We start from the raw sequence: 11,094 nt of genomic DNA on the forward strand, positions 1-11,094 counted from the left end.
GGGCACATTCATCAAGGAGCGGTCCTCCTTGCGGACCGTGCCGTGAAAGAGACTGCTCTCATCCAGATAATCATAGAGGATTTTTGCCTTTCTTTCATTGTACTCCTTCATGGCTGCAAGGCCGCCTCTCTTTTTCAGCCACTTAAACACCTTGCCGCAGATATAGATGCCATATGCGGGAGGCGTGTTGTACAAAGACTGATTATCCGCATGAATTTTGTAGCGGAGCATGGTGGGAGTCCCAGGAAGCACATCCTCGGTGATCAAATCCTCTCTGATGATAACGATCACAACTCCCGCGGGGCCGATATTTTTCTGTACACCGCCGTAAATCACGCCGTATTTTGTCACATCCACCGGCTCCGACAAAAAGCAGCTGGACACATCCGCAACCAACGGCTTTCCCTTGGTGTTCGGCAGCGTTTTGAATTTCGTTCCGTAAATGGTGTTGTTCTCACAAATATACACATAATCCGCATCCTCGCTGATGGGAAGATCGGAGCAGTCCGGTATGTAAGAAAAGGTCTTATCCTCTGAGGAGGCAATCTTGTTTGCCTTGCCGTAGATGCAGGCCTCCTGGTAGGCTTTTTTGGCCCATTGTCCCGTGACAATGTAGTCGGCTACCCGGTTTTTCATCAGATTCATAGGAATCATTGCAAACTGCTGGCTGGCTCCTCCCTGGAGAAAAAGCACCTTATAATTGTCGGGAATATTCATAAGCTCCCTCAAATCCGCTTCCGCTTCCTGGATAATGGTTTCAAACGCCTTGGAACGGTGGCTCATCTCCATCACAGACATTCCCGTGCCCTTATAATCCAGCATTTCATCAGCCGCTTCCCGCAGAACCTCTTCAGGCAGCACTGCGGGGCCCGCCGAAAAATTATACACTCTTGCCATTTGTAAAAGTCCTCCTCATTCTTATTTGACCATAGGTATAGAATAATCTTTCCTTTCACTTTAGTCAACTGCATTGTTAAAATATTTTCAATTTTTTGTATTTTTTAGTAAAACATCACCACAGGCGTCCCCGTCTCCACCATCTCATACAGCTCTGCCATCTTCTGAGAGGGCGTATTAATACACCCGTGTGAGCCGTTCTTTTTGTAAATTTCACCGCCAAATTCTGTTCTCCAGGAGGCGTCATGTATTCCAATCCCTCCTTTGACAGGCATCCAGTATTTCACAGGGGACGCATAGCCTTCCCCGCGCAGCACCCTGTTTCTCTGTTTGTTATACACATAATTCACGCCCTCAGGCGTTCCCCATTTTCTGCTGAGGTTCCCGGTGACCACCTCTGTCTCCAAAAGAAGTTTACCCTCTTCGTAATAGTACATTTTCTGCTGGGTCATGTCGATTTCGATATAGGTGTCTCCAATATCGTCCCTGCCCCGGTGCAGTCCCTGTCTTTTGTACGCAGGAATATGGACTCCGCTTTTTCCGGCAGGAATGCTTTCCATCAGATATTCCACCTCTGGCTTTTGATCTAACTGTGTGCCGTAGGTTCCCCCCTCTATGGCCCCCACACCGCCTCGGGGGAAAAAAAACCCCCCCCCCCCGCCATAGGTATCATATTCTCCGGCCAGCTCTTTTATGAAAGCCTCCACCGGTTCTTTTTCCATCACCAGCTCTCCCGATTCATCAAGCACAGGAAGTCCATTTTCTGTCTTTAAAAAGCCTGCGGTGATGGACGCATCCAGCAAAATTTTTTCATCCCCCATATCATAGGTGATCTGGCAGTCCTGAAACTGCTCTATCTTTTTCCACAGCTTAAGTGTCTGTTCATCCTGCTTATCTCCCTTAAGCGCATAATAGCAGTCTGCGTCCCCCAGAGAAAGCTGGGTCTCTCCCTCTTTTATCACAGACAAAAGCGCCTGATACGCCTTTTGGGTATCCAGCCTGCCGCTTAAGCCGTCTATCAGCGTATAGCCCTCGTCTCTGCGTTCGATAGAAAGTCTGGGCTCTCTCTCAAGCTCCTGCCTGACAAAGGGCAGCTCCTGCCAGAGCTTTTCCAGCTTTTCTTCGTCAAAGGAAACCGCCGGGGCCAGAGTGTTTCTTTGTGCCGTGAAATATCCGGCCCACAGAAAGGAATTCTGCTCCTTTAAGGACTCCTCTAAAGACTCCGTGTAATCCCCTCTGTAATCCGCCTGGGATAAATCCAGCAGATAGGATTGTCCCTTACTGTCCGTAATTGTAATAATCGGAGCCTCCGTAAAAGACAGAAGCTCCGAATTTACCTCCTCCACTGACTTGCCTGTGCAATAAACACCGTTAATCCAGGCATTTAAGCTAAATACCCCTCTGTAATAAAAGGCCAGAGCCAGATATCCGGCAGCTGCGGCAAGCAATAGGATAACCATCACCAAAAAAATTCTTGTCCTTCGTTTCATCGCAGACTATTCCTTCAAATCGTCTCCATCAAAAACCTCATCAATGGGAGCCCCCGCAGGAACCATAGGAAACACCTTGTCGTCCTCCGGAATCACGCACTCGATCATAACCGGCGCATTCATTGCAATTGCCTTTTTGATGGCCGGCTCCACCTCCTCCTTTGTGGAAACACGGATAGCCGCACAGCCAAGGCCCTCGGCAACCTTGCAGAAATCTACTTTGTCATTTAAAACAGTCTGGGAATAACGCTTCCCGTAGAAAAGAGTCTGCCACTGACGAACCATGCCCAAAACATGATTGTTGATCACCACCTGGATAATGGGAATCTGATACCTGCTGGCGGTAGCAAGCTCATTCATATTCATCCGGAAGCATCCGTCTCCCGCAATGTTAATGCAAATCTTATCAGGCCGCCCCACCTTTGCGCCGATACAGGCTCCCAGACCGTAGCCCATAGTGCCAAGGCCGCCAGAGGACAAAAAGGTTCTGGGCTTTGTAAATTTGTAGTACTGAGCCGCCCACATCTGATGCTGTCCCACATCCGTGGTAATGATAGCGTCTCCCCCTGTAATCCGGTCAATTTCTTCTATCACATAGGGACAGGACAGTTTTTCCTTGTCATATTTTAAAGGATATTTCTCCTTCATCTCCTGGATGGTATTCATCCATTTCTCATGGTTTTGCTTCACCAGCTTCTTGTTCAGCCGCGAAAGCACCTCCTTTAAGTCTCCCACCAGGCAGGCATTTACACGAATGTTTTTGTTGATTTCCGCCGGATCGATATCAATTTGTATGATTTTTGCATTTTCGGCAAAGCGCTTGGGATTTCCGATTACTCTGTCCGAAAATCTTGCTCCCAGTGCAATCAAAAGATCGCACTGGCTGACACCTAGGTTAGAAGTCTTTGTGCCGTGCATACCGATCATGCCTGTGTAGCGTCTGCTTCTGCCGTCAAAAGCCCCCTTGGCCATCAGGGTATCACAGACAGGCGCGTCGATCAGCTCCGCAAACTCCGCCACCTCCTTTGATGCTCCAGACAAAACGGCTCCGCCGCCCAGATAAATATACGGCTTTTCTGCTTTATTGATATAATCCGCAATCCGGTCCAGATCCTCCTCGCTGTAGGAAGACGCAGACTCCTTTGTCTGAGGCTTTGCAGGAACATACTCGCAGACCGCCGCCGTCACATCCTTGGTGATATCCACCAGAACAGGACCCGGCCGCCCGCTTTTTGCAATAGAAAAAGCCTTGCGGATGGTATCCGCCAGAATTTCAACATTCTTCACAATAAAGCCATGCTTGGTAATCGGCATGGTAACTCCCGCAATATCCACCTCCTGGAAGCTGTCCTTCCCCAGCATGGGAAGGTTCACATTGGCAGTGATGGCAACCATGGGCACGGAATCCATATACGCGGTAGCAATGCCGGTTACCAGATTGGTGGCTCCCGGACCGCTGGTGGCAAGACATACTCCTACCTTTCCCGTGGCTCTGGCATAGCCGTCGGCGGCATGAGCCGCTCCCTGCTCGTGAGAAGTCAATATGTGTGTAATTTCATCACTGTGCTGATACAGTGCGTCATAAATATTCAGAATAGAGCCCCCGGGATACCCGAAAACGGTATCCACTCCCTGCTCCTTTAAACACTCTACAACAATTTCCGAACCATTTAACTGCATTTGTCAAAATCCTCCCTGTGCTTTCTCATCACACGCTTATTTTCTGGAAGGCACTTCCAGCACGGCTCCTTTGTTGCCGCTGGTTACAAGCTCTCTGTATCTGGAAAGATATCCCGTTGTCACCTTGGGCTCTCTTGGCTGCCATTTCTTTCTTCTTTCCGCCAGCTCTTCCTCGGATACCAGCACATCCAGTCTGTTCTCCGGTATATTGATGCTGATGATATCGCCCTCTTCCACCAGGGCGATGGGGCCGCCCACGGCAGCCTCCGGGGAAACGTGGCCGATAGAAGCGCCTCTGGATGCGCCGGAAAAACGGCCGTCAGTTATCAGGGCCACACTGGAGCCCAGACCCATTCCCGCAATCGCCGAGGTGGGATTTAACATCTCCCGCATTCCCGGGCCGCCTTTAGGGCCCTCATAACGAATCACCACTACATCTCCTGCCACGATTTTACCAGATTTGATAGCTTCGATCGCATCCTCCTCACAGTCAAACACCCTGGCCGGTCCCTGATGCACAAGCATTTCAGGCGCCACCGCAGAACGCTTCACCACACCGCTGTCCGGCGCAAGATTTCCCTTTAAGATAGCAATGCCGCCGGTCTCGGAATAGGGATTTTCGATGGGACGGATCACCTCCGGATTCTTGTTGACGCAGCCCTTTATGTTTTCACCGATGGTCCGGCCCGTCACAGTCATGCAGTCCAGATGCAGCAGATTCTTCTTGGTCAGCTCATTCATTACCGCATAAACGCCCCCGGCCTCGTTTAAGTCCTCTATGTAGGTAGGACCTGCCGGAGCCAGATGACACAGATTAGGAGTTTTGGCCGACAGCTCGTTTGCGATATCCAGATTCAGCTCCACGCCCGCCTCTCTGGCAATGGCAGGCAGATGCAGCATGGAATTGGTGGAACAGCCAAGGGCCATATCCACCGTCAGCGCATTCAGGAAGGCATCCTTGGTCATAATATCCCTGGGCTTGATATCTTTTCTTACAAGCTCCATAATCTGCATGCCCGCATGCTTTGCCAGACGGATACGCTCAGAAAACACCGCCGGAATCGTACCGTTTCCCTTAAGGCCCATGCCGATAGCTTCTGTCAGACAGTTCATTGAATTAGCGGTATACATGCCGGAGCAGGAGCCGCAGGTAGGACACACCTTCTCCTCAAATTCAGACAGCTCCTCCAGGGTCATGGTTCCCGCAGCCACGCTTCCCACCGCTTCGAACATGGAGGACAGACTTCTCTTTTGTCCGTGCACCCGTCCCGCCAGCATAGGGCCGCCGGAGACAAAGATCGTGGGGATGTTCAGTCTTGCCGCCGCCATCAGAAGTCCGGGCACATTCTTGTCACAGTTAGGCACACACACCAGTCCGTCAAAGCCGTGGGCCATGGCCATACACTCCGTGCTGTCCGCAATCAGATCTCTTGTCACAAGGGAATATTTCATTCCCACATGTCCCATGGAAATGCCGTCGCACACTGCAATGGCCGGGAACACCACAGGCATTCCTCCCGCCATGGCAACTCCTATCTTCACAGCCTCCACAATTTTGTCAAGATTCATATGGCCGGGTACAATTTCATTGTAAGAGCTCACAATGCCGATCATGGGCCGGCTGCGCTCCTCCTCCGTGTAACCCAGCGCGTTGAATAAGCTTCTATGGGGCGCCTGTGCGGTGCCTGTCTTTACGGAATCGCTTCTCATCTTTCTATCCTCCACTTTTCTTATCTATTACCTTCTATTACCTCTATTGCCAATTTTACTGCCTGTGCCCTTAAAATCTCACCGGATGCGCTGTGCTAAAAGGTCTCCCATCTCACTGCAGCTTGTAAGGGTCATGCCCTGGGACATAATATCCTGCGTGCGGTATCCTTCCGAAAGCACCTGTTTTACGGCGTTCTCTATGGCCTGGGCCTCTTTGTCCAGATTAAAGCTGTAGCGCAGCATCATTGCGGCGCTGAGTATGGTTGCGATGGGATTTGCAATATTTTTTCCCGCAATGTCCGGCGCAGAGCCGTGGCTGGGCTCGTAAAGTCCGAAGCTGCTGTCGTTTAAGCTTGCGCTTGCCAGCATGCCGATGGAGCCGGTAACCATGCTGGCTTCATCGGAAAGAATATCGCCAAACATATTCTCCGTCAGAATCACGTCAAACTGAGCAGGATTTTTTACAAGCTGCATGGCGCAGTTGTCCACCAGCATATGCTCCAGGGTTACATCCGGATAATCCTCTGCCACCTCCTTGGTCACGCTTCTCCAAAGCCTGGAGGAATCCAATACGTTGGCCTTGTCCACGCTGGTCACCTTTTTACGGCGCTTTCTGGCAATCTCAAAGCCCTTTACCGCAATACGCCTTATTTCGTTCTCATCGTAGGTCAGGGTATCAATGGCCTTTCGGATGCCGTTTTCCTCTATGGTCTTTCTCTCACCAAAGTAAAGTCCTCCTGTCAGCTCCCGCACAATCACCATATCAAATCCTGCTCTGCTGATCTCCTCCTTCAAGGGACAGGCCCCTGCCAGCTCTTCATACAGCACCGCCGGGCGCAGGTTTGCAAAAAGGTTCAGCGATTTTCGCAAGGCCAAAAGCCCAGCCTCCGGCCTTCTGTCGGGGGGAAGCTGATACCAGGGTGAAGTGGTGGTATCTCCTCCGATGGAACCCATAAGCACTGCATCTGCCGCCTTGGCGTCCGCAACAGCCTCTTCTGTCAGGGGCACTCCATGGACGTCGATGGACGCTCCTCCCATCAAAATATCCTTAAACAAAATCTTATGGCCGTAAACATCAGCCGTCTTTTCCAGAATTTTTTTAGCTTCTCTTATAATCTCCGGTCCTATGCCATCCCCGGGAATGCAGACAATATGTAATTCCATAGTTTTCCTCATTTCTGCGCCGCCCTTTGCGCATTTTTTTCATTTTAACATAAAAGCAGCGCCTGAACAATGAGGCACTGCCTTTGCTTCTCCAGATATCTTCTTAATTTTCACCGGGCTTCTCTACGCGGCTGATTGCTGATTTCTCCATGGGGATACGGCAGTTCTTATTATTACCAAATTCAACGATTACAGTGTCGTCCGTAATATCAATGACAATGCCATAAAAGCCCGATGTAGTCAGCACACAGTCTCCCGTCTCCAGCGATGCAAGCATGGACGCAAGCCTTTTGCGCTCCTTTTTCTGGGGCCTCATAAAGAAGAAATACATTGCGCCGATCAGCACTGCATAAACAAGCAGTATTCCGATAAAGCTCACCGTGCTTCCAGCTGCACTGGCCGCCGCATCATCTGTTAACAATATTCCCATTGCTCCTCCATTCCGACGTTTTCCGCCTGTAAAAGTACTTCAAGTAATAATCATACACAAAATTTCTCACAGGGGCAAGTAGTTTTATAAAAATTTTACTCCTGGGGCGTGGACATGCGCTCTAATTTTTCCTTTTTGTACTGTGCAAACCGGTTTTCATCCAAAGCGGCTCTGATTTCCTCCATCATCGTGTTGTAAAAATACAGGTTGTGCAGCACACACAGACGCATTCCCAGCATCTCCTTTGCCTTCAGCAGATGTCTGATGTAGGCTCTTGAATACCGGCGACAGGCCGGACAGCCGCAGCCCTCCTCTATGGGTCTGTCATCCAGTTCATACTTTGCATTAAAAAGATTGATTTTTCCATGGTTCGTATACAAATGACCATGGCGGCCGTTTCTGGTGGGATACACACAGTCAAAAAAGTCAATGCCTCTCTCCACTCCCTCCAGAATATTGGCCGGAGTTCCCACTCCCATCAGATACGTAGGCTTATGATCCGGCAGATAGGGCACTACCTCCTCCAGAATATTGTACATTTCCTGATGGGTCTCTCCCACCGCCAGGCCGCCCACCGCATAGCCGTCCAGCTCCATTTCCGAAATCCGCTTTGCATGCTCGATCCTGATATCCGGGTAGACCGCTCCCTGGTTGATGCCAAACAAAAGCTGATTTGGATTGAGGGTATCCTCCAGAGCATTCAGCCGTTTCATTTCCTCCTTACAGCGGGCAAGCCACCTTGCCGTGCGGTCCACAGAGGCCTGCACATAGCTTCTCTCCGCCTTGCTGGGAGGGCATTCGTCAAAGGCCATGGCGATGGTGGACGCCAGATTGGACTGTATCTGCATGCTTTCCTCCGGTCCCATGAAAATCTTTCTGCCATCTATATGGGAATGAAAATAGACACCCTCCTCCTTGATTTTGCGCAGACCTGCCAGGGAAAACACCTGAAATCCCCCGGAATCTGTCAAAATAGGCTTGTCCCAGGACATAAATTTGTGGAGGCCGCCCAGCTGCCTGATAATCCGATCCCCCGGTCTTACATGAAGATGATAGGTGTTTGACAGCTCCACCTGCGTTTTGATCTCCTCCAAATCCTGTGTGGACACCGCCCCCTTGATAGCCGCGACGGTGCCCACATTCATAAATACAGGCGTCTCTATGACGCCGTGCACCGTTTTAAGCCGGGCGCGTTTTGCCCGTCCCTCCTTCTTGATCAATTCATACATTATCTAAATATTCCTCCCAAAATTCTTCCAGTGTGATGCCCTGTTTTGTGATCACCTCCGCCGCCTTCACTCCTACATAGCGGAAATGCCAGGGCTCATATTCAATTCCCGTGATGTATTCTTTCCCCTTTGGATAACGAAGGATAAAGCCGAATCTGCAGCTGTTTTCCGCAAGCCATTTTCCGGCCTCAGTGTCCCCAAAGCCTTCATCCAGGGACATATAGGTGCTGCAGACAATATCCAGAGCCAGTCCGATCTGGTGCTCGCTGGCCCCTGGCACGGTCACCGCCTGGCTGGAAAGCTGATACGCCTCCATATAGGACATTCCTTTGTTCATATACCGCTCAATTTTGCGGTTAAAAAGCATTTTCTGATACTCCAGGTCACGGTAAGGGGAACAGATCATCAAATCCACCCCGTCCTCCTCGGCCGCCTGGAGCATATCCAGCAGATCATCTATGATTCGTTCATCGCACTGCATGCTTCCCTTAATGGTGCCCAGGGTGAAGGTATAGTCCTCCGGAATGGAGTGCTGCTTGTTGATCAAAACAAGCCGCCAGTCATCCTTTGAAAACACATACTCCTGTTCCTCATCCGGCTGGGTTTTTCCGCCGCCTTGCGTACTGTCGTTCTGCGCATCCGAAGAAAGGCTGTTCCGCTGCGGAGTGTCCTCCAATATTTCAGACGCCTGATATTTATCCCCAATACTCATCCCGTGGGAAATTTCCAGCTGCTCATTTCCCTCCAGTACATCCTCGTCCTCTAAAATCTCCATATCCTCCAGATTGATCTGTGTCTCCTTAGCAAAAGACACTGTCCGGGAGGTCTGCCCTTCCCCGTTTGGGCTGTCAGAGCCCGTTTCCCCTGCAGAGATAAACAAGGGAAAGGAAAAGCTGCTGTATACGGCAAACAGCAGAAAGGACATGCACACCATCCCCAGGCGCTTTCCATTGTCCCGAAAATAGCCGGCCACATGAATCACCAGCCTCCAGAAAGCAATACCGGGAAGCACCAGCATCCGGCAAAAGCGGTTTCTTCTGCCAAACCTCACTACCGCTCTATGAAATTTTGTATTTTTTTTATCCCTCATTGGTAATCAGCCTTTTTTACAAACATCTTTTTATGATAATATCATACTTTTTCCTCATGTGCACCCTTTTTCTCCAAAAAAGTTGCGTTTTCCCATCCCATTGGCTATAATGTGGATTACAGTTTAAAATTCATTTCTGGAGGGAACCATATGGCAGGGTCAACTTTTGGAACCATATTTAAAATCACCACCTGGGGCGAGTCCCACGGCAAGGCCTTAGGCGTAGTCATAGACGGCTGTCCTGCCGGGCTTTCTTTGTGTGAAGAGGATATTCAATGCTACCTGGACCGCAGGAAGCCGGGTGCAACCAGCATCTCCACTCCCAGAAAGGAGGCGGATCAGGTAGAAATTCTCTCCGGCGTCTTTGAGGGACGCACCACCGGAACCCCTATTATGCTTATGGTGCGCAATACCTCCCAGATTTCAAGGGATTACAGTGAGATAGCCTCCTATTACCGTCCCGGACATGCGGACTATACCTTCGATCAAAAGTACGGCTTCCGGGATTACAGAGGGGGCGGACGCTCCTCCGGCAGGGAAACAGCAGGCCGCGTGGCCGCCGGAGCCATTGCCTGCAAAATATTAAAGCAGCTTGGGATTACCGTTTTTGCCTACACGCGCTCCATTGGACCAGTGGAAGCTGATCTTGCCCGCTTTGACAGGGAAGCTGCCCGAAACACCGCCACAGCCATGCCGGATTACCAGGCGGACAAAGAAGCCACAGCCTTTTTGGAGGAAACCAAACGGCACACAGACTCTGCCGGGGGCTGTATGGAATGTATTGTAGAGGGCGTTCCCGCCGGAATTGGAGATCCTGTATTTGAAAAGCTGGACGCCAGCCTTGCAAAAGCCATTATGTCCATAGGAGCGGTAAAAGCCGTAGAGATTGGGGACGGATGCAGCGTATCCGCAAAAAACGGCAGTCAAAATAACGACGCCTTCCGCATGAAGGACGGCCATGTGGTCAAGGCCACCAACCATGCAGGGGGAATTCTGGGCGGCATCAGCGACGGCGATACCATCCTGGTCAGAGCCTGGGTAAAGCCCACGCCTTCCATCTTCAGCAGTCAGCAGACAGTGAACAAAGCCGGGGAAGAGATTGATATCCAGATCAAAGGGCGCCACGACCCCGTCATCGTTCCCAGAGCGGTGGTGGTCATGGAATGTATGACCGCTCTCGTAATTCTGGACGCCATGATGGTAAATATGTCTGCCAGAATGGACTCCCTGGAGAAATTTTATGGAAGGCACCCTGAATAAGCAGATTTAAAAATGCGGATTTTCCCTTTCCAAAAGAGGTTATCCCATGATAGGTGATTGTGAAACTCGCTCCATGGCATCAAAAACTGGGCGTAATAACCAAAATAAGGGTGACTAGCCACTGCTTTGGAACCCGTTTTTGGT

At 50.5% G+C, this 11,094-nt stretch carries 9 protein-coding genes; 1 reads left to right on the forward strand and 8 read right to left on the reverse strand.

Features of this window, described 5'->3' with window-relative positions; translation table 11 throughout:
• The 8 genes from serC to AC1WIP_RS05615 form a co-directional block, all read right to left on the reverse strand.
• On the reverse strand, positions 1–897 hold an 897-nt coding region (gene serC, locus AC1WIP_RS05580), incomplete at its 3' end, for a 3-phosphoserine/phosphohydroxythreonine transaminase (RefSeq protein WP_481140895.1).
• 104 nt (positions 898–1,001) lie between these two features.
• The gene (locus AC1WIP_RS05585) at positions 1,002–2,387 is read right to left on the reverse strand and encodes a L,D-transpeptidase family protein (protein WP_481140896.1); all 1,386 of its coding nucleotides are present in this window, start codon (positions 2,385–2,387) and stop codon (positions 1,002–1,004) included.
• Between the two features lie 6 nt (positions 2,388–2,393).
• Entirely contained in the window at positions 2,394–4,067 is a 1,674-nt protein-coding gene (gene ilvB / locus AC1WIP_RS05590; RefSeq protein ID WP_481140897.1) for a biosynthetic-type acetolactate synthase large subunit, read from the reverse strand.
• Between the two features lie 36 nt (positions 4,068–4,103).
• The gene (gene ilvD, locus AC1WIP_RS05595) at positions 4,104–5,777 is read right to left on the reverse strand and encodes a dihydroxy-acid dehydratase (RefSeq protein ID WP_318708981.1); all 1,674 of its coding nucleotides are present in this window, start codon (positions 5,775–5,777) and stop codon (positions 4,104–4,106) included.
• Between the two features lie 78 nt (positions 5,778–5,855).
• Positions 5,856–6,941 carry a 3-isopropylmalate dehydrogenase gene (gene leuB, locus AC1WIP_RS05600; protein WP_481140898.1) on the reverse strand — a complete coding sequence of 362 codons (1,086 nt, stop codon included), beginning with the start codon at positions 6,939–6,941 and terminating at the stop codon, positions 5,856–5,858.
• 103 nt (positions 6,942–7,044) lie between these two features.
• Positions 7,045–7,371, reverse strand: coding sequence for a preprotein translocase subunit YajC (gene yajC, locus AC1WIP_RS05605; RefSeq protein WP_318704512.1), 327 nt, complete (start codon positions 7,369–7,371; stop codon positions 7,045–7,047).
• A gap of 95 nt (positions 7,372–7,466) precedes the next feature.
• A complete protein-coding gene (gene tgt / locus AC1WIP_RS05610; RefSeq protein WP_481140899.1) occupies positions 7,467–8,600 on the reverse strand; it encodes a tRNA guanosine(34) transglycosylase Tgt in 1,134 nt (377 codons plus the stop codon).
• Positions 8,593–9,690, reverse strand: coding sequence for a M15 family metallopeptidase (locus AC1WIP_RS05615; RefSeq protein WP_481140900.1), 1,098 nt, complete (start codon positions 9,688–9,690; stop codon positions 8,593–8,595). Before AC1WIP_RS05615 ends, tgt begins: the two co-directional genes overlap by 8 nt.
• A gap of 150 nt (positions 9,691–9,840) precedes the next feature.
• On the opposite strand from AC1WIP_RS05615, the gene aroC reads away from it, so the two are divergent.
• Positions 9,841–10,950, forward strand: a complete 1,110-nt coding sequence (gene aroC, locus AC1WIP_RS05620) for a chorismate synthase (RefSeq protein ID WP_481140901.1) — start codon at positions 9,841–9,843, stop codon at positions 10,948–10,950.
• Positions 10,951–11,094 lie beyond the last annotated feature (144 nt).

The sequence above is a fragment of the Acetatifactor sp. genome (assembly GCF_982438285.1).

What these genes read in the sequence shown, in the direction of transcription:
- ilvB (WP_481140897.1), bottom strand. Translation starts at nt 4,067, where the DNA reads ATGCAGTTAAATGGTTCGGAAATTGTTGTAGAGTGTTTAAAGGAGCAG.
- ilvD (WP_318708981.1), bottom strand. Translation starts at nt 5,777, where the DNA reads ATGAGAAGCGATTCCGTAAAGACAGGCACCGCACAGGCGCCCCATAGA.
- yajC (WP_318704512.1), bottom strand. Translation starts at nt 7,371, where the DNA reads ATGGGAATATTGTTAACAGATGATGCGGCGGCCAGTGCAGCTGGAAGC.
- AC1WIP_RS05585 (WP_481140896.1), bottom strand. Translation starts at nt 2,387, where the DNA reads ATGAAACGAAGGACAAGAATTTTTTTGGTGATGGTTATCCTATTGCTT.
- leuB (WP_481140898.1), bottom strand. Translation starts at nt 6,941, where the DNA reads ATGGAATTACATATTGTCTGCATTCCCGGGGATGGCATAGGACCGGAG.
- tgt (WP_481140899.1), bottom strand. Translation starts at nt 8,600, where the DNA reads ATGTATGAATTGATCAAGAAGGAGGGACGGGCAAAACGCGCCCGGCTT.
- AC1WIP_RS05615 (WP_481140900.1), bottom strand. Translation starts at nt 9,690, where the DNA reads ATGAGGGATAAAAAAAATACAAAATTTCATAGAGCGGTAGTGAGGTTT.
- aroC (WP_481140901.1), top strand. Translation starts at nt 9,841, where the DNA reads ATGGCAGGGTCAACTTTTGGAACCATATTTAAAATCACCACCTGGGGC.